The organism is Mangrovihabitans endophyticus (assembly GCF_014646155.1).
Taxonomy (GTDB): Bacteria; Actinomycetota; Actinomycetes; order Mycobacteriales; family Micromonosporaceae; genus Actinoplanes; species Actinoplanes endophyticus.
The window spans coordinates 160,007-183,779 of the sequence record NZ_BMMX01000010.1 but is presented as its reverse complement, the minus strand read 5'-3'; the positions used below and the strand labels follow the sequence as shown (position 1 = coordinate 183,779).

Genomic DNA, 23,773 nt, shown 5'->3' with positions numbered 1-23,773 from the left:
CGCCGCCCTGCCGCGCCCCCGCGCGCCGTGCGCCGCCCCGCCCGTGCGCCGCCCCGCCCGTGCGCCGCCCTGCCCTGCCGCGCCGATCCTGCCGCGCCGATCTTGGACTTTCGATGCCCGAATAGAGCCCATAAATACCGACCTATCCGACCCGCAACTCCATGATCGGCGGGCGGGCGGGAGGTCTACTCGTTGACCTTGGACTTATGGGTCGGACAAGTCGGTCACGGCGTGATTATTCGGGCCCCCAAAGTCCAAGATCGACGGGGCGGGGGCGCGGGGCGGCGCGCGGGGCGCGCCGTGGGGTGGCCTCGCGGCGGGGCTGCGTGTTGTGCGGCGTGCCTGGGGCTACTCCGGCGGCTTCGCCAAGGTCAGGGACTGGAAGTGCCATCCGTTGTCCTCGACCGTGTGGAAGTCCACCACATCGAAGTGCGGCGCCACCGCAGTCAACAACGTCGTGTCCTGGCGATGCGCGAAGAACCGCTTCGGCGTCAGGTTGTCCGCCTCCTTCACTCCCGACGAATCCGACCCGCCCCACAAGCCCAGGAAGAACAGGCCACCCGGGCGCACCACCGTGCGTACCGCCGTCAACGCCTCCGCCAGGTCCGCGTCCGGCACGTGCAGGAAGGAGTTCATCGCGTACGCCGCATCGAAGGACGACGGCTGGAAACCCAGATGCAGGAAGTCTCGCACGTACGCGGTGATCCCTTTCGCCTCGCACCGCGCCGTCATCTCCGGGGACAGGTCCACCGCCACCACCGACAGGCCGGCGTCCTGGAAATAAGCGCTGTCCTGGCCCGTGCCCGCCCCGAGGTCCAGCAGCGTCCGGGCCTGCGTCACCTGCAACCGGTCCAGGAACGCCGCCCGCTCGTCCAGCTTGAACTGCTGCTTCGGGCGGCTGTCGCGGGTCGCCGCCTCAGCATCGTACGAGGCTCGCAGCGCCGGCAGCAGATCGTCGTACCGCACGGTTGTCTCTTTTCGTCGCTGTCAGGTGTGGTCTGTTTCGGATAGCGTGGCCTGCATCGACGGGGGCGGTAAAGGAGCGGGTCATGGCAGGCGAGATCCAGTCGATGCGCGCCGCGGACGCGGACCGGCACAAGGTTGCCGACCAGCTCAAGGTTGCCCTGGACGAGGGGCGCCTGTCGCTGAACGAGTACGACGATCGGGTGCGCGACGCGTACGCCGCACGGACGTACGAGGAATTGCTGACCCTCGTCGCCGATCTGCCCAAACCGGGCTTGAGCGCCGCCGAGGTCAACGCCCGCCGGGAGGCCGAGCGCAAGCGTGCCGCCCGGCGGATGCCCACCGCGCTCGCCGTGTTGTGGACCATCTGGCTCGCCCTGGCCGCGGTCAACGTGGTCGTCTGGGGCCTGGTGGCCGTCACCACCGACGGCCACGTCTATCCGTGGCCGATCTGGCTGGCCGTCCCCGGCGCCGGTCTGCTCGTGGTCACCGGCGCCGTACAGGGGATGCGTGCCCGCCAGAGCTGATCTGCCCGGCCGTGCGGACGTGACCTGCACCGCGTCCGGGGCAACCGAGGTCCGCTCGGGTGTACGTTCGCCGCATGCCACGGGTACCGCTGTCCGTTCTTGACCTGGCCACCGTCCGCGCCGGACACGACAGCACGGATGCGTTGCGCGGCACCATCGAAACCGCCCGCGCCGCCGACGATCTGGGTTACGCGCGATTCTGGGTCGCTGAACACCACAACATGCCTGCCGTCGCCTCGACGTCCCCGCCGGTGCTGATGGCGGCGGTCGCCGCGCACACGTCCCGGATCCGGGTCGGGTCCGGGGGTGTGATGCTGCCCAACCACATGCCGTTCGTGGTCGCCGAGCAGTTCGCCCTGCTGGAGGCGCTCTACCCGGACCGCGTCGACTTGGGGATCGGCCGGGCGCCGGGCACCGACCAGGCCACCGCCGCCGCGCTGCGCGGGGTGTCGCCGCACCTCACCGTCGAACAGTTCCCCGATCATCTGAGTACGGTCCTGGCGCTGCTCGGCGACGAGCGGATCGACCCGGAGCGCACCGCCCGGCTGGTGGCCACGCCCGCCGCCGGGTCGTACCCGCAGGTGTGGATGCTCGGCTCGTCCACGTACGGGGCGCAGGTCGCCGCCGCCCTCGGGTTGCCGTTCTGCTACGCGTACCACTTCGCCATGTCGGCCGACGTCGGCACCGCCCTGCGGCTGTATCGCGACGGATTCCGCCCGTCCCCGCGCCTCACCCGGCCGCACGTGATGGTCAGCGCGTCGGTGATCGCGGCGGAAACCACCGAGGAGGCGCAATACCTCGCCGGCCCCAGCCGGATCATGGCGTTGAGCCTGCGTACCGGTCGGCTCGGGCCGATCATCTCACCGCCGGACGCCGCCGCCGTGGAATTGTCCGACTTGGACCGTCAGACCTTGGCGCATCTTCCCGGTACGCAGTTCGCCGGCACCGCCGACGAGGTGGTCTCCGGTCTGCGTGATCTGGTGGAGCGCACCGGCGCGGACGAGCTCATGCTCGCCGGCACGGTCTACGACTCGGCCACCCGACGGGACAGCCTCAAACGCATCGCCGCCGCGTGGCATGCCGACGATCCCGGCCCGGCCGTCACCGGTGCGGGGGAAAATGGGGTGCCGTCGGCCACGGGTACGTCCGAGGATGAGGCATGACCTGGCACCTGTCCGGAAGCGTCGATGCCTTCGCGGCCGCTGCCGAGGACTATCTGCGCGCCCGGCCGGTGGAGAACACCGTGCTGCTCACCGTCACCGCCAACCTGCGCCAGCACGGCAAACACCGGTACGGCTCGCAGGATCCCGTCTTCGGCTGGCATTCCTCTCACCGTCAGGTCGACGGCGCCTTCCTGCAGACGCCGCCCTTCCCGGCGTACCTGTCCGCGATGCCGACCGGCGCGGCGAACACCCTCGCCGAGGCGCTGACCGGGCGTGACCTGACCGGCGTCAACGGGCTGACCGCCGACACCGAGGCGTTCACGCGCACATGGCGGCGGACCACCGGCGCACCGGCGTCACCCGGCATGCGCATGCGCCTGTACCGCCTGGACAAGCTCACCCCGCCCGAGCCGCCGCCGTCCGGTGCGTCCCGGCAGGCCGACCCTCACGACCGGGAGCTGCTGATCGGCTGGTGGGAGGCGTTCGAGGCGGAAGCCATGTCGGTCGGCCACGGAGCCGCCGCCTCCGTCGACGACGGGCTCTCCTACCGCGGTTTCACGCTGTGGCAGGTGGACGACCAGCCGGTGTCCATGGCGATGGCCAGCCGCCCGGAGGCCGGCATGGTGCGGATCGTCGCCGTCTACACGCCACCGGAGCACCGCGGCAACGGCTACGCCGGCGCCGCGACCGCCGTCGTCACCCAGTCCGCGCTGGACCGCGGCGCGCGGGACGTGGTGCTCAACACCGACCTGGCGAACAAGACCAGCAACGCGCTGTACCAGCGACTCGGCTACCGCCCGATCGAAGACCGCATGGTGATGGAGTTCCGATGAACAGCGACGGCAAGGTCCTTTCGGTGAATCTCGCCGTGCCCGAGGCCAGCACCGCCAAGAGCGTCGGCGTCACCGGCATCAACAAGCGGCCGGTCGAGCATTCCGTCGCGGTGCGCGCGCCGGGACCCAAGACCACCGGTCTGCACAGCGGGCTGGTCGGCGATCAGATCTTCGACATCAAGCACCACGGCGGCGACGACCAGGCCGTTTACGCGTACGCGCGGGAGGACTACGACTGGTGGCAGGAACGGCTCGACCGTGATCTGCCGGGCGGGATCTTCGGCGAGAACCTCACCACCATGGGCGTGGACGTGAACGGCGCGGTGATCGGCGAGACGTGGCGGATCGGCCGGGATCTGATCCTGCAGACCACGTTCGGCCGTGTGCCGTGCGCCACCTTCCAGGCCAAGATGGCCGAACCGCACTGGGTGAAGACGTTCACCCAGGCCAACCGTCCGGGCGCGTACCTGCGTGTGATCACCCCGGGCGAGGTCCGCGCCGGAGACCAGGTCGAGGTGATCGACCGGCCGGCACACGGCGTGACCATCGCCGACGGTTTCCGTGCGTACCACGGCGACCGTGACCTCATCCCGGCCGTCCTGGCCGTCGACGAACTCCCGGACGACCTCAAGGAATTCTTCCGCTCGCGCCTGTCCTGAGTTCCCCGGAGGGAGCCATGCCCGACCACATCACGGAGCGCCACGGCGTACCCGTCCTCGTCTGCGACGCGCACGGGCCGCTCGTCGCCGGACCGCAGGACGCCCTGGACCTCATCGGCGCGACGACGGGCGCCGACATCGTCGCGCTGCCCGCCGAACGCCTGGACGACAGCTTCTTCGCGCTGCACACCCGGGTGGCCGGCGAGATCATGCAGAAGTTCGTCAATTACCACGTGCGGCTGGCGATCATCGGTGACATTTCGGCGCATGTGGCGGCGAGCAACGCGTTGCGCGACCTGATCCGCGAATCCAACCGGGGCCGTCACGTCTGGTTCCTGGCCAACTTCGACGAATTGGACGCGCGACTGGCGGGCACCTCAGCCTGACCCCGCCGGGCTGTGTCCGGCTCCGCGTCCCGGTTGCGCCGCCACGGCAGCAAGACCGCGCTCGCCAGGCAGCCCACCCCGCACACCAGCAACGCGACCCGCACACTCGTGGCCGCCGCCAGCGCGCCGCCCGCCGCGATGCCGATCGGCTGCGCCACCCGCGACGTGATCGACCAGCACGAGATCACGCGCGCCACGTGACCGTCCTCGGTGTGCGTCAGCCGATAGGTGGCGAACGCCGGATTGAACACGCCCGACCCGAACAGCGCCAGCGTCTCCACCACGATCACCAGCGCCAGTCCGCCTGGACCCGCCGGCATGGCCGCCAGCAGACACAACCACACCGCCCGGCCCACACCGGACGCCAGCATCACGCGGCGTTCGCCGTACCGTCGCGTCAGCGGCTTGAGCGCCAGCGCGCCGAGCACCCCGCCCAGACACGGCACGCCCCACGCCACCCCGTACTGCCAGGCCGGAAAGCCCAGATCCCGCAGCATCAAGACACCCAGCAGCGGGGAGGCCGCCATCATCGCACCGCCGAAAAGCTGCGAGTTCAGGAAGAGGGCGCGCAACCCCGCATGCCCGAAGACGTAGCGCCACCCCGCGAGGATCTCCGCCGCACGGTCCGGTGAGACCGTGCGGGCCGGCGGTTCCGGCTCGGCACCGCGCAATTGACGTACGCCGAAAGCCGACCCCAGAAAGCTCAGCGCATCAACCGTGATCGTCCAGCCGACGCCCACCCACGAGGTGAGCGCCCCACCCAGCGGCGGGCCGACGCTGTTCGTGGTCCAGAACGTCGCCTCCAGCCGCCCGGTGGCCTCCGCCCGATCCGCCGGTGCGACAAGCGCTTTCAGGTGCGCGCCGCTCGCCGCCGCAAAGACGATCGCGCCGCACGCCTGCACCACCGCCACCACCGCAAGCTGGGCGTACGTCAGCAGACCAAAGGCCAGTGCCACCGGCACGCTGAGCAGCGCACCCGCCCGTACCACATCCGCGCCGATCATCATCGGCCGCTTGCGCCGAAACTCGATCCACGGCCCAGCGGGCAGGGCCACCGCTGCCGCCGCCAGGCCGGAGATCGTCGCCAGCAGCGACACCTGCCAGGTGGACGCTTGCAGAATCAGGATCGCCACCAGCGGAAGCGCGCCGAAGCCGATCCCGCTGCCGGCCTGACTTGCCGCGGACGCCGCCCAGAGCCGCCGAAAGTCCGAGCCGAGCGCCACCGGGGCAGAGTACCGGCCGCATCCGTCTCCCAGCCGCACGACGCACAGGGCTGCCGATCGACGAGGACGGCCCCTGAGCGGCTTCGGGGCCGTCCTCCGGCTCCGTTATCCCACCCTCTCGACATCTGTGCGGTCGTTTGACGAGGCTAGTAGGAACCTGTCTACCCTGTCCATCGAGAGAACAGCATAGACAGCATGGCGTGGTTGAACAGGTGAAAGCATGGCCTCATGGTCGACGCTTGGTCTCCGCGCTCCTTCGCTGAGCAGGTCGCGGACTCGATCCGGGCGAAGATCGAAAGCGGCGAGTGGCCGCCGGGGCACAAGTTGCCCGGCGAAGTGACCCTCGGCCAGACCTACGGCGTGGCGCGCGGCACTGTACGAGCTGCCCTCGACCTGCTGCGCGACGAAGGCCGGCTCGTGACCTTCTTGGGCCGAGGCACGTTCGTTTCGCCGTCGCCAGGTTCAGGAGCCAGATAGTAGCGCCGAAGTCTGTCGTGCGGCCTGAGTGCCTCATTTCGCCCGGTAGGCGACTGGTGCAACTTACCAACATGCGCAGGTTGGTAATGGCGCATATGCTATCGCGACTGGTAACGTAGGTTAAACAAATGGCTATTGGATTAATTCATCTTTAAATAGCTAATTCAAATTTCTGCTGGAGATTAAATGGCCTCTCCTACGGTGACCGAACTCTCGGTTCGAAGTGAAAGCGTGCAGAGACTCTACTTTCTATATCTGGCTGACCGCTTCGATGTGAATCGTAGATATCAGCGCAAACTAGTATGGAGTGCTGCAGAAAAACAGCGCCTTGTAGACTCGATTCTCCGAGACCTTCCTATTCCACTTATTCTGGTAGCGGAAATCGGTTTAGGTGCAGATAATTCGTTTGAAGTTATCGACGGCTTGCAGCGCTTGAATGCAATTTTTTCGTTCATAGAGAACGAAATACCTGGCGTAAACGGCGAATTTTTTGATCTCGACGCACTTGCTGATACTAAGTCGCGTAAGGATGAGGGCACGCTCACACAGCGAATGCCGGTAATGTCACGTGAGCGCTCTGTCCGCTTCTGTAATTACTCTATTGCCTTGTCGGTCTTTCGGGCGCACAGTAGTAACAGTGTTGATGAGGTTTTCCGAAGGATCAACTCGGGTGGGCGGCGCCTGTCGCGTCAGGAACTTAGGCAAGCGGGGACCATATCTCCACTTGCGAATTTGGTTCGGATAATTTCGTCCCGAATTAGGAGTGACACATCCCCCGGTGACAGTGTTCCGCTTCGTCTTATGCCGCAACTTAGCATTACGAACTACGACCTTGACTACGGTGTCGATGTAAAAGATATTTTCTGGGTTCGGCACGGAATACTCAGGCGCGAAGACGTTCGAACCTCCTTGGATGAGCAGGTAATCTTAGATGTCCTTGTCGACTGCCTCGTAGATCCGACACCTAACACAAGCAGTGATGCGCGGGATGAATATTATAATTTTTCAGAGAATGTCGAGGGAGAGGACGATAGTGCTCGTTCGTGCCAAATAACGGCGGCCATAACCGCCTATGGCCGTGACGATTTAGAACGAGATGTTATGCGTTCCTACGATGTTCTTAGGGGTGTTCTCGACGATCGTGATGCGCGTTTTGCAACGCTCGTGGGCGTGAGGCGTGGAGGATACTCTCCGCGATACTTCCACGCGATCTTTATGGCGATCTTTGAACTGATGTTTAAGGAGCGCATGCGTGTTAAAGATGCACAGATGATTGCCGACAAACTCTCTGGGATCACCCGGGGCCAAGGCCCACTTTCTATACCCGGCGGCAGCGATTGGACTGGCGATGCCAAAAGGGCTTCGTTCGATGCTGTTAAAGGTGTCCTTCGACCGGCCTTCGAAGATGCGGGCCATTCGGAAGACTTTGGACGCTACGGCTGGGCGTGGCAAGTAGAGACAATTATGGGTAACGCTTTAGTCGAACAGCAAATGTTTGACTGCAAACAAGGTCTTTTGCGACTGGATCAGAGCCGCGAATTTGACTCGTCTTGTCTGGGCAAAATCACTAAGACAATGTCGGCTATGGCTAATATGGGCCGGGATTCTGTCGGTTATATTATGCTGGGAATTGCAGACAAGCAAGAAGACGCCAACCGAATTGCCTCAATTGATGGTATTTCTGTCCAGCACTTTAAAAAGCGATTTGCGATTGTTGGAATTGAGCGCGAGGCGGTCGTTCGAGGCGAAGATATGAACATTTATTGGACATGGTTAATGCAGAAATTGCGAGAGGCGAAAACTTTGGATAGGCGGCTGGCGGCCCAAGTTGTTGCCGATGCACGTCTTGCAAACTATGCAGGTCATCTTGTCGGGATCCTCAAAGTGAGATCAATTGGCGAGCCAGCATTCTATGGTCAAGATCTCTATGAGCGGAGTGGATCGGAAACTCGGAAGCTCTCTACTCCGGATTACACGCGAGTGTTCAGCCGCTTTCTGGGTGCTAACTGATATGGAAATCCCAATGTCTTTAAATGGCCGTACGCTGAAATAGGGCTCCCGAGCCCCGGTGCGCGAGATTGATCACCCTGACAGGCCGGAAGCTTTTCCTTACGTAATATCTGTGTAGTGGTTCGTTGGTGCGCCAAGCGTCTAGCCGCAACCACACCTTGCCCGCCTTCGCCGCCACCGCCTCGGCGTAGTCTAGGAGTAGGCCACCCACGTCCCGCCCTGCTGCGGAACGTTCCACCATCATCCGGTGCACGTAAAGCGCCGTCTCCGGCTTGTCCTCCGCACTCCAGAACTCAGGATCGGCGAAGTCGTCGACGGTGATCGTCCCGATCACGCGGCCGTCTTCTTCGGCTACGTAGCACTCACCCCGGGAGATGGCGTCAGCCAGCCGCCCGCGTACCCGCTCCGGCGGATTGGTCGCCCACTGGTCGGACCCCATCTCGGCGAGCCACTTCCGTGTTGCCCGGAACAGGTCGACCAGGGTGTCGAGGTCGGCCGGCGTGGCTGGCCGGATGGTGGGGGAGTCGGTCATCGTTCGTCGGTGTTCATGCCGTTGCGTTCGTAGACGATGACGTGCCGGTCTCCGGGCAGGATGTTGACCACCACGCGGACCGGGGTGCCGTCCGGGCATACGCCGGTGCAGATGTGGCAGGAGATCGGCGTTCCGGGTGCCAGCTTGAGCCGCTGGATCTCATCGGGTGACGGCATCCGGGCGTAGATCTCGTCCAAGAGTCGCACCTGGGGGTAGCCGGCCTCGGCCAAGACCTCGTTGGCGCCCCGGGCGATGTCCGCCGGCCGCATGATCTCGGTGTTCTGGACCATCGCGAGCGGGAAGTAGCTGTCGTTGGTGTTGAACGGCTCGCCGTCCAGGTAGAGGACCCGCCGGCGCACGGCGGCCAGCTCGCCGTCTGCCAGTTTGAGGCGCTGCTTCAACAAGCCGCGCCGTACGGCCGGACCGCCGCCGGCGGAACTGGCAAGCGCGGTGACGTGGCTTGAGGCCAACACCGTCTCGCTGTCCGACCTGGCGGAACCGGCCACCGTCGGAAGGTGCTCGACGACCTGGCCGTGAAGCTCGACGGCACCGCCGCCGCAGCGAGCACCATCGGGCGCAAGAAGGCCGTGTTCAGCGGGGCGCTCCGCTACGCCGTCGAGCTGGGTCACCTGCCCGCGCACCCGATGAACCGGGTGAAGTGGACCGCCCCGAAGAAGTCCGACGAGGTCGACCGGACGGCAGTCGCCAACCCCGAACAGGCCGCCCGCCTGCTACGCGCCGTCCGGGACAGCACACCAGAACTGGAGGCGTTCTTCGGCGCCATGTACTACGCCGGACTCAGGCCCGAGGAAGTGCTGAACCTGCATGATCTGCACTACGAACGGTCGACCTGGCCGGACGGGTGGGGGTGGCTTCACCTCGGCGGGGCGGCTGTCGAGGTCGGCAGTGGGTGGACCGACGACGGGGGAGCGATCGAGTACCGGGCACTCAAGCACCGGGGCGTGAAGGACACCCGGGACGTCCCCGCCGAACCGGCGCTGTGCGCACTGCTCGACCGGCACATCGAGCAGTTCCCGCCCGGCCCGGACGGCCGGCTGTTCGTCACCCGGCGCGGTCCCGGCGGGATGTACCGGCCGACCAACGGCCGACCGGTTACCGCGAACGCCCGGCACACGGCCTGGCGGAAGGCCCGGGAGCGTGGCCTCACCCCGGCCGAGCGAAAGGCCGGCGTGGCGCCGGTGCCGTACAGCCTGCGGCATGCCTGCCTCTCGGGGTGGCTCAACGCGGGTGTTTCGGCCGCCCTGGCTGCCACGTGGGCGGGACACAGCATCGCCGTACTGCTCAAGATCTATGCGAAGTGCCTCTACGGCGAGCAGGAAGCGGCGCTGCGCCGAATCGATGCCTTCCGGGCTGAATTTGGCTGGCCCGGCACCGCCTGATCGACACCGAGTCTTGCGGGACGTATGGCGGACTACTAGCGAGATCGAACCGTCTCGGATGAGATCAAGTGAGACTCACGAACAGGGCCTCTCTCTGCTGTCTCGGCAGAGAGAGGCCCTGTTTCGTCCTGGTGGTGGCGGAGTGAAGGAGCTGCGACAGGCGTGGCTAGCCCTGCATGATCGCTAGGCGGCAGCCAAGAGTAAAAGGTGGCATGGGGTTTTCATTAGCACGGGCTTATGCGCGTCAGTTCGGCTGCTAAGCGCCAAGCTGCGGTCACGAACTCTTTCGTTTCGTCTTGGGTTACTGTGGGCCGAGAGTGCACAATCTCATTCCGGATCTTGGACAAACGCTCATAGAGTGCTAGAACATCGGCTGTGATCGTTCCTCTATCTCGGAGACTCCGCAAAATGGCTCGCTCAGTTCGGCCCTCGACTCCCGTCGACGTAGCGGCTCCGGTGATCGCAACCGAAACTTCGCGCCAAGCAATAAGAGCGCCTAGCAGCGGGTTTTCATCTACTTGGTTCAGTACGTCAGCGAGGGTAGTTGGATGGCCATCCTCATCTGTCGAGCTGATGCTGAGTTGCTCCGGCACGTCGGGAGTAATCGCTTCTGCGAGATCGCTCGCAGTCTCTACCCGCTGGTGAAACTCAGCTTCGACGCCTGCACCAGTTACCCGAGTGAGTCGCATGATCAATTCCTTGATCTGCGGTTTGAGAAGCAGAACGCAAACAAGTACGACGATCGGCCAAGCCCAACTAGTTAAGACCGCGACTACGCCCTCGACCCACCCCATGATTGCGTAGTGTATCGGGGGTCAGGGCGGCCTGGTGGCGTGGGGTGTGGGTGAGACTTGGGCGAAGTTTAGGTGCGCCCATCAAGATCCGAGTTTTTGTTGTTAAAGTTGCGTCGGAGATCGCGGTACCGGCGAAGACTACTTCTAGGTGAGCGGACCCAGACTGGTGCGCCGACCAAGATCCGGTCAACCGGATCGTCTAGCGACCAGCGATCTTGATCTAGGTTGACATCACTGTAAATTTCCGCCAGCCACTCCGAATCTGAAGCGTCGCCAAATGTGTATCCACGATTCCATGGTCTGTCTGGATCGTCTTGATATTTATTATTGTTCCCCTGTTCTAGTGCAATCTTCATTGCTTCGACTGAGATCGACTCTGGATCGTCCCACTGAGAGTCATTTTCGGAACATCTACTCGCCAGCCAGTCCGTGACAGAGAACATGGCTGAAGAGCTCCATCCCGCCGGACTCGGGTCGTGCACGCCTACGAATCCTGGAACGTTGTCTTGGCTGCCGAACATGCATATGACAACGTTCGTCCCATCAGACGCCTGCGTCCTCGCGTTGAGAACTACCCTGCCTGGCTCGGTGGATACAAAGTGAGAAAACTGGACGAGGCCAGTTCCCTTAGCGAACTTCACAGGAGGAGGGGTGACAAAGTCCTCGACAGCTAGGTCGCCGAGGGCGCGTTCGACTCGCGCCGCGATCTCGTTGCGGTGTGGTGTGCGCGGTGCACTTTCGAAGTCGATGCCGGTCGAGATCAGCGGCACCTTGAAGACCGTGATCTTGGTTTTCCAGCCGGGATCTGTCTTGATCTCAAGGTCGCGTGCGAGGTCCTTGACGCGACGCTCGGACCAATATGTGTACCGGGTGAAGCTACCTCGCTCAGTCATGTTGCGCCGACCCTCCTGCTTCCCAGGTAGACACTGCCCCTTGGGGCGTCCAACCCGCCGGCCCATGCCTGCTGGAGCTTGCAAGTGAAACAAGGTTCGTCTCTCATTACATCAGGTCACGAGAACGCGTTTTCGGTTCGCCCGTTTGACCTGGTTGCCGCCACTGATGCAGTCGGCGTAGACACACCCGGCGCTGTGGCCGATCCGCCGGGTGGCCTCAGCCTGACCCCGGCTGATCGACCCCGAAATTCCGGGGGACGTATGGGGGACAGCTAGCGAGATCGAACCGTCCCGGGTGAGATCGAGTGAGACTCACGAAGAAGGCCCCTCTCTGCTGTTTCAGCAGGTGAGGGGCCTTGTCGTGCCGGTGGTGGCGGGTGAAGGATTCGAACCTTCGAAGCTTTCGCGACGGATTTACAGTCCGCTCCCATTGGCCGCTCGGGCAACCCGCCTGGGCACGCCACCGCAGTCTCCCGCGGCGCGCGGACATCAGGATAGCCGCACCGCCGCCCGTACTCGCAACCGGGTACGGTCAGCATGCCGGGCGGCGCTGGTCCGCCCATCCTCCGAGACGCCACGAAACGGGAGTTTGATCATGGCAGCCAGCCCGTCGTTCGACATCGTGAGCAAGGTCGACCGGCAGGAGGTCGACAACGCGTACCACCAGGCGGAGAAGGAGCTGGGCACCCGCTTCGACTTCCGCGGGACCGGGACCGGCATCGCCAAGTCGGGGGAGTCGGGCGTGACCATCACCTCGGAGACCGAGGAGCGTGCCGCCGCCGCCCTCGACGTCTTCAAGGAGAAGCTGGTGAAGCGCAACATCTCGCTGAAGTCGCTGGACGCGGGCGAGCCGAAGCAGTCCGGCAAGACCTACCGGATCGAGTGCAAGGTTATCGAGGGCATCGAGACGGACAAGGCGAAGGCGATCAGCAAGAAGATCCGCGACGCCGGCCCGAAGGGTGTGCAGGCGCAGATCCAGGGTGACCAGTTGCGGGTCACCGGGAAGAAGCGGGACGACCTGCAGGCGGTCATCTCGCTGCTCAAGCAGGAGGATTTCGGAGTAGCGCTGCAGTTCACCAACTACCGCTGAGCGGCGACGCCGGATCGAAGGGACAAGGACGTGATCGAACCGGTCGTCAGCCGGCGGCGGGCGCAGGATTTGGGTGCCCGCGTGGTGTACGCCGACGTGCGCTGGTATCTGGACGGCCGGTCCGGCCGTGCCGCGTACGAGGAAGGTCATCTGCCCGGCGCGGTCTTCGTCGATCTGGACGCGGTGCTGGCCCGGCACGGTGCCCCGGAAGAGGGCCGGCACCCGTTGCCGGATCCGGAGACGTTCGCCGCGGGCATGGCCGCCCTGGGTATCGGTGACGACGACATCGTGGTCGCGTACGACGACGGTGGGGGTGTCATCGCCGCCCGTCTGGTCTGGATGCTCCGCGCCACCGGCCACGATGCGGCGTTGCTGGACGGCGGGCTTCTCGGGTATGCGGGCGAGCTGGTCCGGGAGGAGCCGCAGCGTCCGGAGGCGACGTTCACGCCGCGCCCGTGGCCGGGGGAACGGCTGGCGGACCTGGACGACGTGACGGACGGTTCGGCGGTGGTGGTGGACGCGCGCGACGCCGGCCGGTTCCGTGGTGCGGTGGAGCCGGTCGATCCGCGCGCCGGGCACATCCCGGGGGCGCGGAGCCTGCCGTGCCGGGAGAATGTGGGCGCCGACAGCCGCTTCCTGCCGGTGGAGCAGTTGCGGGAGCGTTTCCGGGCGGTGGGCGCAGGTGCGGGCACGATTTCCTACTGCGGTTCCGGAGTCACCGCGTGCCACAATCTGATCGCCTTGGAGCACGCGGGCCTCGGCGTGGGGCGTCTCTATCCGGGGTCCTGGTCGGCGTACAGCAACACCGACCGTCCCGTGGCCACGGGGGACTGAATCACGGGCTTCGCCGGTCGCTCCACCGCCGGTGCGACTCCCACGCGGATTGCTTGGTGGTGCCCAGCGCGTCCCCGATCTCCGTCCAGGATGCGCCGGCGGTGCGTGCGGTGTGCACCATGGTCTGTCGCCCGTGTCCGATCTTGCGCACGACCACCTCGCTGAGGGCGAGGAGTTCGAGCGTTTCGTCGTGGGTCAGCGGCTCGGCGGACAGGGGTGCGAGCGCGTCGCGCATGCGGAGCTCGTCGTATCGGGCGGTGGCCGTGGCGAGGGTGTGCCGGTGTTCCAGTTCGTCGGGTGTCACGGGTTCGTCCGGGGCCACCACGGCAGTCTTTCGTCAAGCCTTCCTGACGTCAAACGCCCCTGACAGGTGCGCGCCGTCCGGAGGGTCATAAGCGGGCGAAGCGGACTAAAATCTTCAAATTGATCTCTCATTAGTTCACCCGAGCCTCAGCCGTTCAGCCAGGTTTTTCGGATGTGCGGCTTCGACCCGCCGAACAGCACTGCCCGACGCTCATGGGGTGTGGCACCATCATGAAGCCCGCCAGAACTGGCCCTCTTACAGGAGTTCGATATGTCCGCGAAGAAGCTGGGCCGCTTTGCCGGCTTGGTTTTGATGCTGGCTGCGCTGATCGGCGGTGTAGGCACGGCCGGCCAAGCAGCCGAGCCCAACAGTGCAGGTGCGCACCGCGCGCAGCCCGCGACGACCTTGGCCAGCCAGGGCGACATCGTCTGGGATTGATCGCCGGCGGGGCAACGAGAGCCTGACAAGATCGACTGATGGGGGACGCCATGGCCAGTCGGCGGACATCCCCACGGCGCTCCTCGCAATACGCCTGGCTCATCACCTACCCTCTCGCGGTCTTCGTCCTGGTGTCGGCCGCGGTGTTCTGGGCGGTCGAGCCCGACTGGTACCACGCCTGGCTGGGCGGACTGCTCGCGACCATCGCCCTGATCATCACGAACGTCGGCGTGCTCAACGTGGTGATCCGCCGCGAGGGCTTCATGGTGCTGGTGAACGAGGTCCCCCTCGTCCTGGCCATCTATTTCTTACCGCCGCTGGCGGTCATCTTCGCGGCCACCGTCGCCATGGTGGTGACGCAACTGCGCGCCCGCATCGGCGTCCACAAGATGTGGTTCAACGTGGCCAAGTCGGCCGCCAGCGCCTCGGCCGCGCTCATCGTGGTCGCCGCGCTGCCGCCCATGCGCGGCGCGGGCCCGGGCACGTGGGGCATTCTCTTCGCGGCCGGCATCACCAACGCCGTCGTCGGGATCGCCACGGTCGCCGGTGTGATCGGCGTCGTCCAGGGCCGGCGTGCCGGCCAGGCGACCCTTCGGGCCAGCGCGACGTCCCTGATCACCGCGGCGATCAACATCGTGGTCGGTCTGGTCTTCCTGGTCGCCCTCGTCGCCACCGGCTGGGCTGCGGCGCTGCTCGCCGTGCTGGTCGTCGCCATGATCCTGGTGTTGCGGTCGTTCGCCGAATTCTTCCGGCAGTACCGCACGCTGGCCGACGTCTACGAGCTGACGGTGGCGGTGCGCGAGCGGGGCGGCGACGGCGGCCTTCCGGACGCGCTGCTGGGCCGGGTGCGGGCCCTGATGAGATCCGAGTACGCGACACTCTGGCTCCCGGCTCGTGGCCGGCATCCCGAGGTCCTGCTCACATCCCGGGTGGACGACCAGGGGCTGCTGGACATCTCGCCCAGCCCGGCGCCGCTGCGCGAGCAGGCCATCGCCAGCGGCGACGCAGTGGCGGTCGGCGCCCGCTTCGACAGCACGGTGGGGCTGCGGCACCTGTTGCGCGAAAGCAAGATCAAGGATGTCATCGCGGTGCCGCTGTTGTCCGGGCAGACCACCATCGGCAGCCTCGAAGTCGTCAACCGGCTCGGCGACTCGCGCACCTTCCGCGACACCGACGTGCAGGTGCTGGAGACCATCGCGGCGCACGCCGCCGTCGCCGTGGAGAACTCGAGGCTGGTCGAACGGCTGCGCTACGACGCCTACCACGACCGCCTCACCGCCCTGCCGAACCGTCGCCGGATCGTCGACGCGCTGTCCGAGTCGGTGGGGGTGCGCGCCGCCGACGAGGTGATCGCGGTGCTCGTCTTCGACGTGGACGGTTTACGCGCGGTCAACGAGTCGATGGGGCACGCCGCGGGGGACAAGCTGCTCACCGAGGTGGCTGAGCGGTTGCGGGCGATTGCCGGGTCCGGGTCCCTGGTCGGCCGGATCGGCGGCGACGAGTTCGTTGTCACGATGCGGGCGTCCAGCACCGAGACCACCGTCCAATTGGCCACCCAGATGCGCGAGCAACTGCGCGGGACGATGGTGGTCGGCTCGCTCACCCTGGACGTGGACACCGCGGTGGGCGTGACCGTGCAGCCCGACCACGGCGACGACGTGGAGGCCCTGCTGCGCCGTGCCGAGCTGGCGGCCAATGCGGCCAAGGCGGTGCCGTACGGCGTGCAGCTCTTCCACCCGGCTCTGGAATCGCGGGCGGTACGCCGACTGGGCATCGCCGGCGATCTGCGGACCGCGCTGGAGGACGGGCAGCTCGACGTCTACTTCCAGCCCAAGGTGACCATCCGGGACCGGCATCTGGTCGGCGTGGAATGCCTGGCGCGCTGGACTCATCCGGCGCACGGCGAGGTCGCGCCGCAGGATTTCGTCGCGGTGGCCGAGCACACCGGACAGCTCTCCCGCCTCACCGAGGCGGTCATCACGGAGGGGTTGCGGCGCTGCCGCGAGTGGGTGGACGCCGATCGGCCGCTGGGGGTGGCGTTCAACCTGTCCGCCCGCACGCTGCTCGACACCCGCTTCCCGGATCTCGTCCACGAGTTGCTCAAGCAGTACGACGTTCCGGCCGGCCAGCTCACCTTCGAGATCTCCGAGCGGGGCGTGGTGGGCGAGATCGAGCGCGCCCTGCCGACCCTGTTCCGGCTGCGGGACCTGGGGGTGCGGCTGTCGATCGACGACTTCGGCACCGGCGTGTCGTCGCTGTCGCATCTGCGCCAGCTCCCGGTCGACGAGATCAAGATCGACGATAGTTTCGTGCAGGGCATGGCCACCGACTCGGGTGACCTGGCAATCGTGCGCGCGGTGATCGGCCTGGCCCGCGAGTTCGGGCTGACCGTCGTCGCCGAGGGCGTGGAGAGCGAGCTCACCCTGGACCTGCTCGCCGATTTGGGCTGCGAGAACGGTCAGGGCTACTTCTTCAGCCGGCCCTTGCCGTACGAGCGGCTGGAAGCGTGGTTGAGCGCTCAGACGGAGACCGAGTCGACGCCTGCCGGTGAGGTCCGTCGCCTTCGCGCAGTGGTCTGACCTGCAATTTCGCCCCATGGGGTATCCGATTTCACGGGCGAGTCCGGGACGTGTAGGCTTACTTCTGCGCATCACGCGAGAGATCGCGCGCGCCCCCTTAGCTCAGTCGGCAGAGCGTCTCCATGGTAAGGAGAAGGTCTACGGTTCGATTCCGTAAGGGGGCTCTTCCCGGGTGTGAAACTCGGCGCGGCGGTGTAGCTCAGATGGCAGAGCAAGCGGCTCATAATCGCTGTGTCGCCGGTTCAAGTCCGGCCACCGCTACTTGCACCACCCGGGCGTCTCAGGCGCCCGTTTTGCATGTCCGCGACCCCAGCGGCTACGCTGGCTTGTCGACCCGAGAACTGTTGAGCAGGAAGGCACCCCGCCGTGGCCAAGGCGACCGACGTCCGTCCGAAGATCACTTTGGCGTGCACGGAGTGCAAGGACCGGAATTACATCACCCGCAAGAACCGCCGCAACGACCCGGACCGCATCGAGATGAAGAAGTTCTGCCCCCGGGACGGTCGGCACACCTTGCACCGCGAGACGCGCTGATCGCGCCGCGGCCCTGCTCGGGCTGACACTTCGACTTCCACGCTGCGGCGACCGGCTCCCGGTCGCCGCAGAGTATTTTGGTGGTCATGCCCCTCGACCCGTCTTTTGTCGGCCGTAGCTGGCCGCCCTCCGATCCCTACCTCGTCGGCCGCGAGAAGATCCGGGAGTTCGCTCGCGCCATCGGCGCTGAGGACCCGGAATACCACGACCCGGAGGCGGCTCGCCGCGCCGGATATGCGGACGTGGTGGCACCCCCGACGTTCCCGGTGGTGATCACCATGAGCAGCAGCCGGCAGATCATTCGCGACCCCGAGCTCGGTTTGGACTACAGCCGGGTGGTGCACGGCGACCAGAAATTCGCGTACGAGCGTCCGGTGGTGGCCGGCGACGCGCTGGTGTGTCAGAACTTCGTCGACGAGGTCATGCAGCGCGGCGGGCACGACTTCATCACCACGCGCACCGAGGTGCGGACGGAGTCCGGCGAGCGAGTGCTCACCGCGTGGGCCAAGCTTGTGCAGCGAGGGGAGGACAAGTGAGCGACACTGGGCTGCCGCCGCACACATTCACCGTCACCCGGGCGGACCTGGTGCGATACTGCGGCGCTTCGGGGGATTTCAACCCCATCCACTGGAGCGAGCGCACCGCGACCGATGTGGGGCTGCCCGGCGTGATCGCCCATGGGATGTACACCATGGCGCTGGCCGGCCGGGCCCTCACCGCCTGGGCCGGGGGCAGCGACGCGGTGGTCGAATTCAGTGTGCGTTTCAGCCGCCCGGTGCCGGTCCCGGATACCGACGAGGGCACCGAAGTGGTGGTCTCCGGCACGGTCAAGGAAGTGACCGAGGACGGGCTGACCAAGATCAGCCTCACTGCCACCTGCCATGGCGAGAAGGTGCTGTCCCTGGGTCAGGCCATCGTCCGCAAGCGGTAGGGCCGGGTTGGGAAAGTCGACGGCGTACCCGTACACTGATTCGCCGTGGGGTGATGACCCCTGCTCGATCGTGAGCCCACTCCGGTGCGGTGCGTGATCGCGCGCCGGTCAACCGCCGCACAGGGGTGTAGCTCAAATGGCAGAGCAGCGGTCTCCAAAACCGCAGGTTGCAGGTTCAAGTCCTGTCACCCCTGCATAGGTCCAGCCGGGACTGTCGCCGACACCGAGCGCCGGGGACTGCGCCCGCACTGTTCAGCATCGACGACGGGAGAGGGCGAAGTGGCGAGGAAGCGACCCGGTGACGACGCCGCAGACGAGCGCCCCGAGGACGGGGTGGTCGACGAGACCGTCGCCGACGACGACGTGCCCGCTGATGACGAGAGCCAAGACGAGCCGCTGAGCCGTGGTGGCACCGCGGTGCGGGAGCGCACGGCGAGCTCCGACAGCCCGGCGAAGAATAAGCCGGTGCGCCGGGGTGGTCTGTTCGGCCGCATCGGCGGATTCTTCCGCGAAGTCGTGAGCGAGCTTCGTAAGGTCATCTGGCCGACCCGCAAGGAGCTGCTGACCTACACGAGCGTGGTCATCGTCTTCGTCACCGTGATCACGGCGCTCGTGGCGGGCCTCGACTACCTGTTCGCCCGCGGCGTTCTGTGGGCGTTGGGCAACTAGGAAAAACGTGAGGGAAGCGAGCAAGCGTGCCTGAGTACGACGACGAGACCGCCTCGGCCGCGGACGAGCAGTCCGTGGAGGCGACGGCGGAGACCGGCGAGTCGGCGGAGGCCGCCAGCGAGGACGTGGCACAGGCCGCGCCCGCCGATGAGGACGAGGCCGTGGTGGACGCCGCGCCCGCCGAGGAGGACTACGACCCGGTCGCGGAGTTGCGGCAGAAGCTGAGGTACGCACCCGGCGACTGGTACGTGGTGCACTCGTACGCCGGCTACGAGAACAAGGTCAAGACCAACCTCGAAACCCGGATCACCAGCCTGGACATGGAGGATTTCATCTTCCAGGTCGAGGTGCCCACGCGTGATGAGGTCGAGGTCAAGAACGGCAAGCGTCTCCAGGTTCAGAACAAGGTCTTCCCCGGCTACATTCTGGTCCGGATGGATCTCATCCCCGAGTCCTACTCCTGCGTGCGTAATACGCCGGGGGTCACCGGCTTCGTGGGTGCCACCGACCGGGTCGACCGGCCGGCGCCGCTGTCGCTGGACGAGGTGCTGAAGTGGCTCGCCCCGGTGGTGCAGGCCGAGGAGAAGAAGGCCAAGCCGGAGGTCAAGGTTCTGGACTTCGAGGTGGGCGACTCGGTGACGGTCACCGACGGCGCGTTCGCTTCGCTGCCCGCCTCCATCAGCGAGATCAACGCCGACCAGCAGAAGCTGAAGGTCCTGGTGTCCATCTTCGGTCGAGAGACGCCGGTCGAGCTGAACTTCAACCAGGTCACCAAGATCTAGCCGTCCGCCCCCCGGGCGGTCAGTGGGAGGGGCGCAGTCCGCGCACCCGCCATCTACCACAGGAGTACACCGAAATGCAGCGCAGCAAGGGCTACCGCAAGGCAGCCGACCAGATCGACGCCAGCAAGCTTTACGAGCCCGCCGAGGCCATCAAGCTGGCGAAGGACACGAGCCCCAGCAAATTCGACGCGACCGTCGAGGTGGCCATGCGCCTCGGCGTCGACCCGCGGAAGGCCGACCAGATGGTCCGCGGCACCGTCAACCTGCCGCACGGCACCGGTAAGACGGCTCGCGTGATCGTCTTCGCACAGGGCCCGAAGGCCGAGGAAGCGGTCGCTGCCGGTGCCGACGAGGTGGGCACCGACGACCTCGTCGCCCGCATCCAGGGCGGATGGCTGGACTTCGACGCCGCCATCGCCACTCCGGATCAGATGGCGAAGATCGGCCGGATCGCCCGGATCCTAGGCCCGCGTGGCCTGATGCCGAACCCGAAGACGGGCACGGTGACGATGGACGTGACCAAGGCCGTCGCGGACATCAAGGGCGGAAAGATCGCCTTCCGGGTCGACAAGCACTCCAACCTGCACCTGATCATCGGCAAGGCCTCCTTCCCGGAGGACAAGCTGGTGGACAACTACGCCGCCGTGCTGGACGAGGTGATGCGGGCCAAGCCGTCCGCCGCCAAGGGCAAGTACCTCAAGAAGGTCACCGTCACCACGACGATGGGTCCGGGCGTTCCGATCGACCCCAACGTGACGAAGAACCTGCGCGAGATCGCCGACGCCTGATCGGCCAACGGCATCAAAGGCCCCCGGGATGTGCTCCGGGGGCCTTTCGCGTCTGTGCGAAGCTTCGTTCGTGCGTTTCGATCAGGTCTGGTTCCGGTACGCGCGGCGCGCACAGTGGACGCTGCGCGCCGTGGAGCTGAGCGTCGAGCCGGGGCAGGCCGTGGTCGTGCTCGGCCGCAACGGGGCGGGCAAGTCCACGTTGCTCCAGCTCGCCGCCGGGGTGCTTCGCCCGGTGCGCGGCGCCGTGCGGGACCGGCCTGCGGTCGTCGGCTGGGTGCCGGAGCGCTTCCCCGCCGATCAGCCGTTCACCGCGGAGCAATACCTGCGCATTATGGCGGCGATGCGCGGGGCCTCCGGCGTGGCACGGTGGATGGATCGTCTGAAGCTCACCGAGCACCGCGGTACGCGTCTCGCGGATCTGTCCAAGGGCACCGCCCAGAAAGTGGGATTGGCCCAGGCGCTGCTGACGCCACCCGGCCTGCTCGTGCTGGACGAGCCGTGGGAGGGCCTGGATTCGGGCGCCCGTGACCTGGTGCCGGAGATCGTGGCCGAGGTGACCGCGGCTGGCGGGTCCGTGTTGATCAGCGACCATCGCGGCGAGGTGGCCCGGCTGATGGAGGCCGCCTGCTGGACGGTCGCCGAGCAGTCCGTACGGGCCGAGGTCCCGGCACCCGGCAGCGACCATGTCGTGGTGGAAGTCGCGGTCCGCCGTGCGGACGCCGACCGCACGGTGGCCCGGTTGCGCGCCGACGGATATGACGTGCTCGGGACGCGGCAGGAGGACCCACGGTGATCGCCCTCGCCCGGATGCGGCTGAACGCGTACGCGAAAGGTGGTCGGGTCTGGCCGCCGGCGATCGCCACCGTGGTCCTGCTCGGGATCATGTATGGCGGTGGCGTCGGACCGCCCGCGCCGACCTTCGGCTACGCCGCGCTTGTCCTTTTCCCGGTGATCGCCTGGCAGAGCAAACTCGTGCTGGACGCCGAACCGGATGTGCAGCGCCGCCTCGCCCGGGTGAGCGTGGGTGCGCCTCGGGAGGCGCTGGCGGGCATCGCCTGCGCGCTCGTTGCCGGGCTGGCCGTCTCCGCGGCGGCGGTCGTCGTGCCGTTGCCGCTGCTGCTGGCCCGGGAACCGGCGCCGGGCCGGCCCACCATGACGACCGGGACCGCCGCCGGGGTGCTGGCGCACCTACTGATGATCCCGGCCGCGGTCGCGGTCGGCGCGCTGGCTAGCCGGGCGGTCACTCGCGCGGCGGGCAACGGCGTCGCGGTGCTGGTCAGCGGCGTTGTCCTGATCATCGTGTTGGGGCTGCACGGGTCGGTGGCGCCGTGGTTGGCGCCGCCGATCATGGCCATGTCCCGGTCCCTCGCGGCGCCGGTGTTTCCGTCCGCCGGCGCATTCCTGCTTCTGTGCGGCTGGGCCGTTGCCTGGTGCGCGGTGGCCTTCACGGCGTACGCGGTGGTGCGCCGAAGCCGCACGTAGGGCCGGTCCCGACGGCCCCGGCCGAGCGGGCCGGGGCCGGATTTGGCGCACCGGTGCGTGACGCGTATTATCTCTTGCGAAGTTCCACCCAAAGACCGCTGGTCATCGCTTCCCGTCATGCGACTTCACCGTCTTGACGACCTCACCGTCCTAACGACGTCACCGTCGCGCGGCCGGAGGCGATCGAAGGTCCCGCAGCCATGTGGGCGACCCGCGCAGGGCAGAACGGTCAGCGATCATGACGGCGCGCAGTTCCGCGTCCATGTCTCGCCCCGTGCGCCTTGCGCCGGGGCGTTTCTCATCTGCGGCCTGATCAGCGGGCAGAGCGATGAGAGAGGAGGGACATGGCGGACAAGCCGGTCCGGGCCGACAAGGCCACTGCCGTCGCCGAACTCACGGATCAGTTCCGGAACTCGGCGGCCACCGTGCTGACCGAGTACCGCGGCCTGTCGGTTGCGGAGATCACGGAGCTGCGGCGTTCCCTGGGCGCGCAGACGAAGTACTCCGTGTCGAAGAACACGCTCGCCAAGCGGGCGGCCAGCGATGCGGGCATCGAGGGCCTCGACGCGCTGTTCACCGGTCCTACCGCGCTCGCCTTCGTCAGCGGCGACCCGGTCGAGGCGGCCAAGGGGCTTCGCGCCTTCGCCAAGGCCAACCCCGCCCTGATCATCAAGGGCGGCGTCTTCGAGGGCAAGGCCATCTCGGCCGACGAGGTCAGCAAGATCGCGGATCTCGAGTCCCGAGAGGTGCTGCTGTCCAAGCTGGCCGGTGCCATGAAGGGCAACCTGACCAAGGCTGCGGGTCTCTTCCAGGCCCCGCTGTCGCAGGTCGCGCGCCTCGCCGCGGCACTGCAGGAGAAGCGCGAGAAGGACGGCGCCGAGTAAGGGCCGACCGCCCTTGCACAGCCATCCACCCAGACGAGAGAACAACACGAAAGGTTGCCTGATATGGCGAAGCTCAGCAACGACGAGCTGCTCGATGCGTTCAAGGAGATGACGCTGATCGAGCTCTCCGAGTTCGTCAAGCAGTTCGAAGAGGTCTTCGACGTCACCGCCGCTGCTCCGGTCGCGATCGCCGCGGCCGGCGCCCCGGCCGCCGGTGGCGAGGCCCCGGCCGCCGTCGAGCAGGACTCGTTCGACGTCGTGCTGGAGGCCGACGGCGGCAAGAAGATCCAGGTCATCAAGGTCGTGCGTGAGCTGACCGGCCTGGGCCTGAAGGAGGCCAAGGACACCGTCGAGAGCGCCCCGAAGGCGATCCTTGAGGGCGTCAACAAGGAGAAGGCCGAGGAGGCCAAGGCCAAGCTCGAGGGCGAGGGCGCCAAGGTCACCCTCAAGTGATCTGACGCGACTGGTCGCGAAGGCGGGAGCCCGGTGGGTTCCCGCCTTTCGCGTTTCCTGAAGGCGCGCCTCCAGCGCCGGGGTGGGCGTCGACGGTGACCGGGCGGCATCGGGAAGACGACCCACAAACACCGACAAGCTCCAC

At 66.5% G+C, this 23,773-nt stretch carries 28 protein-coding genes and 4 tRNA genes; 25 read left to right on the top strand and 7 right to left on the bottom strand.

Features of this window, described 5'->3' with window-relative positions:
• Window positions 1-348 precede the first annotated feature (348 nt).
• The gene (locus IEY73_RS14450; RefSeq protein ID WP_189079697.1) at window positions 349-966 is read right to left on the bottom strand and encodes a class I SAM-dependent methyltransferase; all 618 of its coding nucleotides are present in this window, start codon (window positions 964-966) and stop codon (window positions 349-351) included.
• 83 nt (window positions 967-1,049) lie between these two features.
• On the opposite strand from IEY73_RS14450, the gene IEY73_RS14445 reads away from it, so the two are divergent.
• From IEY73_RS14445 to IEY73_RS14425, 5 genes are all read left to right on the top strand, one after another.
• A complete protein-coding gene (locus tag IEY73_RS14445; protein WP_189079696.1) occupies window positions 1,050-1,490 on the top strand; it encodes a DUF1707 SHOCT-like domain-containing protein in 441 nt (146 codons plus the stop codon).
• Window positions 1,491-1,564: 74 nt separating this feature from the next.
• Complete coding sequence (locus tag IEY73_RS14440) at window positions 1,565-2,653, top strand: LLM class flavin-dependent oxidoreductase (protein ID WP_189079695.1); 1,089 nt, start codon at window positions 1,565-1,567, stop codon at window positions 2,651-2,653.
• Entirely contained in the window at window positions 2,650-3,486 is an 837-nt protein-coding gene (locus IEY73_RS14435) for a GNAT family N-acetyltransferase (protein ID WP_189079694.1), read from the top strand. Before IEY73_RS14440 ends, IEY73_RS14435 begins: the two co-directional genes overlap by 4 nt.
• On the top strand, window positions 3,483-4,145 hold the full coding sequence (locus tag IEY73_RS14430; protein WP_189079693.1) for an MOSC domain-containing protein: 663 nt from the start codon (window positions 3,483-3,485) through the stop codon (window positions 4,143-4,145). Before IEY73_RS14435 ends, IEY73_RS14430 begins: the two co-directional genes overlap by 4 nt.
• Window positions 4,146-4,162: 17 nt before the next feature.
• Entirely contained in the window at window positions 4,163-4,531 is a 369-nt protein-coding gene (locus IEY73_RS14425) for a DUF4180 domain-containing protein (RefSeq protein ID WP_189079692.1), read from the top strand.
• Here IEY73_RS14425 and IEY73_RS14420 read toward each other — a convergent pair.
• Window positions 4,468-5,754, bottom strand: a complete 1,287-nt coding sequence (locus tag IEY73_RS14420; protein WP_229715830.1) for an MFS transporter — start codon at window positions 5,752-5,754, stop codon at window positions 4,468-4,470. The genes IEY73_RS14425 and IEY73_RS14420 overlap by 64 nt on opposite strands.
• A 228-nt stretch (window positions 5,755-5,982) precedes the next feature.
• Here IEY73_RS14420 and IEY73_RS14415 point away from each other — a divergent pair, with 228 nt between their 5' ends.
• Together IEY73_RS14415 and IEY73_RS14410 are read left to right on the top strand one after the other, a co-directional pair.
• The gene (locus IEY73_RS14415) at window positions 5,983-6,231 is read left to right on the top strand and encodes a GntR family transcriptional regulator (RefSeq protein ID WP_189079691.1); all 249 of its coding nucleotides are present in this window, start codon (window positions 5,983-5,985) and stop codon (window positions 6,229-6,231) included.
• Window positions 6,232-6,432: 201 nt separating this feature from the next.
• Window positions 6,433-8,241 carry a DUF262 domain-containing protein gene (locus IEY73_RS14410; RefSeq protein WP_189079690.1) on the top strand — a complete coding sequence of 603 codons (1,809 nt, stop codon included), beginning with the start codon at window positions 6,433-6,435 and terminating at the stop codon, window positions 8,239-8,241.
• Window positions 8,242-8,260: 19 nt separating this feature from the next.
• Here IEY73_RS14410 and IEY73_RS14405 read toward each other — a convergent pair whose 3' ends face one another.
• Both IEY73_RS14405 and IEY73_RS14400 read right to left on the bottom strand, forming a co-directional pair.
• A complete protein-coding gene (locus tag IEY73_RS14405; RefSeq protein WP_189079689.1) occupies window positions 8,261-8,773 on the bottom strand; it encodes a GNAT family N-acetyltransferase in 513 nt (170 codons plus the stop codon).
• Window positions 8,770-9,279 (bottom strand): UTRA domain-containing protein, encoded by a 510-nt coding sequence (locus IEY73_RS14400; protein ID WP_229715829.1) that lies wholly within the window; start codon window positions 9,277-9,279, stop codon window positions 8,770-8,772. Before IEY73_RS14400 ends, IEY73_RS14405 begins: the two co-directional genes overlap by 4 nt.
• A 9-nt stretch (window positions 9,280-9,288) precedes the next feature.
• Between IEY73_RS14400 and IEY73_RS33535 the strand changes: the two genes are divergently transcribed.
• Complete coding sequence (locus tag IEY73_RS33535) at window positions 9,289-10,173, top strand: tyrosine-type recombinase/integrase (protein ID WP_229715828.1); 885 nt, start codon at window positions 9,289-9,291, stop codon at window positions 10,171-10,173.
• An 862-nt stretch (window positions 10,174-11,035) separates the two neighbouring features.
• Here IEY73_RS33535 and IEY73_RS14395 read toward each other — a convergent pair.
• Window positions 11,036-11,860, bottom strand: coding sequence for a hypothetical protein (locus IEY73_RS14395; RefSeq protein ID WP_189079688.1), 825 nt, complete (start codon window positions 11,858-11,860; stop codon window positions 11,036-11,038).
• A gap of 368 nt (window positions 11,861-12,228) precedes the next feature.
• A tRNA-Tyr gene (locus IEY73_RS14390) sits at window positions 12,229-12,312 on the bottom strand.
• Window positions 12,313-12,455: 143 nt separating this feature from the next.
• Here IEY73_RS14390 and IEY73_RS14385 point away from each other — a divergent pair.
• Both IEY73_RS14385 and IEY73_RS14380 read left to right on the top strand, forming a co-directional pair.
• Complete coding sequence (locus IEY73_RS14385; RefSeq protein ID WP_189079687.1) at window positions 12,456-12,950, top strand: YajQ family cyclic di-GMP-binding protein; 495 nt, start codon at window positions 12,456-12,458, stop codon at window positions 12,948-12,950.
• A 30-nt stretch (window positions 12,951-12,980) separates the two neighbouring features.
• Window positions 12,981-13,784 carry a sulfurtransferase gene (locus IEY73_RS14380; protein ID WP_189079686.1) on the top strand — a complete coding sequence of 268 codons (804 nt, stop codon included), beginning with the start codon at window positions 12,981-12,983 and terminating at the stop codon, window positions 13,782-13,784.
• 1 nt (window position 13,785) lies between these two features.
• Here IEY73_RS14380 and IEY73_RS14375 read toward each other — a convergent pair whose 3' ends face one another.
• Window positions 13,786-14,106 (bottom strand): hypothetical protein, encoded by a 321-nt coding sequence (locus tag IEY73_RS14375; protein ID WP_229715827.1) that lies wholly within the window; start codon window positions 14,104-14,106, stop codon window positions 13,786-13,788.
• A 252-nt stretch (window positions 14,107-14,358) separates the two neighbouring features.
• Between IEY73_RS14375 and IEY73_RS14370 the strand changes: the two genes are divergently transcribed.
• The 15 genes from IEY73_RS14370 to rplL all read left to right on the top strand — a co-directional run bounded on the left by IEY73_RS14370 (window position 14,359) and on the right by rplL (window position 23,628).
• The gene (locus IEY73_RS14370) at window positions 14,359-14,526 is read left to right on the top strand and encodes a hypothetical protein (RefSeq protein ID WP_189079685.1); all 168 of its coding nucleotides are present in this window, start codon (window positions 14,359-14,361) and stop codon (window positions 14,524-14,526) included.
• Window positions 14,527-14,564: 38 nt separating this feature from the next.
• On the top strand, window positions 14,565-17,105 hold the full coding sequence (locus IEY73_RS14365; RefSeq protein WP_373292785.1) for a putative bifunctional diguanylate cyclase/phosphodiesterase: 2,541 nt from the start codon (window positions 14,565-14,567) through the stop codon (window positions 17,103-17,105).
• A 91-nt stretch (window positions 17,106-17,196) separates the two neighbouring features.
• Window positions 17,197-17,269, top strand: a tRNA-Thr gene (locus IEY73_RS14360).
• A gap of 24 nt (window positions 17,270-17,293) precedes the next feature.
• Window positions 17,294-17,366 (top strand) — tRNA-Met (locus IEY73_RS14355).
• A gap of 105 nt (window positions 17,367-17,471) precedes the next feature.
• Window positions 17,472-17,639 (top strand): 50S ribosomal protein L33, encoded by a 168-nt coding sequence (rpmG, locus tag IEY73_RS14350; protein WP_189079684.1) that lies wholly within the window; start codon window positions 17,472-17,474, stop codon window positions 17,637-17,639.
• Window positions 17,640-17,725: 86 nt separating this feature from the next.
• Window positions 17,726-18,175, top strand: a complete 450-nt coding sequence (locus IEY73_RS14345; protein ID WP_189079683.1) for a MaoC family dehydratase N-terminal domain-containing protein — start codon at window positions 17,726-17,728, stop codon at window positions 18,173-18,175.
• On the top strand, window positions 18,172-18,570 hold the full coding sequence (locus IEY73_RS14340) for a MaoC family dehydratase (RefSeq protein ID WP_229715826.1): 399 nt from the start codon (window positions 18,172-18,174) through the stop codon (window positions 18,568-18,570). Before IEY73_RS14345 ends, IEY73_RS14340 begins: the two co-directional genes overlap by 4 nt.
• 121 nt (window positions 18,571-18,691) lie before the next feature.
• Window positions 18,692-18,764 (top strand) — tRNA-Trp (locus IEY73_RS14335).
• Window positions 18,765-18,849: 85 nt separating this feature from the next.
• Complete coding sequence (gene secE / locus IEY73_RS14330; protein ID WP_373292784.1) at window positions 18,850-19,239, top strand: preprotein translocase subunit SecE; 390 nt, start codon at window positions 18,850-18,852, stop codon at window positions 19,237-19,239.
• A gap of 26 nt (window positions 19,240-19,265) precedes the next feature.
• Window positions 19,266-20,021 carry a transcription termination/antitermination protein NusG gene (nusG, locus tag IEY73_RS14325; protein ID WP_189079682.1) on the top strand — a complete coding sequence of 252 codons (756 nt, stop codon included), beginning with the start codon at window positions 19,266-19,268 and terminating at the stop codon, window positions 20,019-20,021.
• Between the two features lie 74 nt (window positions 20,022-20,095).
• A complete protein-coding gene (gene rplA, locus IEY73_RS14320) occupies window positions 20,096-20,809 on the top strand; it encodes a 50S ribosomal protein L1 (protein WP_189079681.1) in 714 nt (237 codons plus the stop codon).
• A 70-nt stretch (window positions 20,810-20,879) separates the two neighbouring features.
• The gene (locus IEY73_RS14315) at window positions 20,880-21,602 is read left to right on the top strand and encodes an ATP-binding cassette domain-containing protein (protein ID WP_189079680.1); all 723 of its coding nucleotides are present in this window, start codon (window positions 20,880-20,882) and stop codon (window positions 21,600-21,602) included.
• The gene (locus IEY73_RS14310) at window positions 21,599-22,291 is read left to right on the top strand and encodes a hypothetical protein (RefSeq protein WP_189079679.1); all 693 of its coding nucleotides are present in this window, start codon (window positions 21,599-21,601) and stop codon (window positions 22,289-22,291) included. Before IEY73_RS14315 ends, IEY73_RS14310 begins: the two co-directional genes overlap by 4 nt.
• 344 nt (window positions 22,292-22,635) lie before the next feature.
• Complete coding sequence (gene rplJ, locus IEY73_RS14305; RefSeq protein ID WP_189079678.1) at window positions 22,636-23,175, top strand: 50S ribosomal protein L10; 540 nt, start codon at window positions 22,636-22,638, stop codon at window positions 23,173-23,175.
• A 63-nt stretch (window positions 23,176-23,238) separates the two neighbouring features.
• Window positions 23,239-23,628 (top strand): 50S ribosomal protein L7/L12, encoded by a 390-nt coding sequence (gene rplL / locus IEY73_RS14300; protein WP_189079677.1) that lies wholly within the window; start codon window positions 23,239-23,241, stop codon window positions 23,626-23,628.
• Window positions 23,629-23,773: the final 145 nt, after the last annotated feature.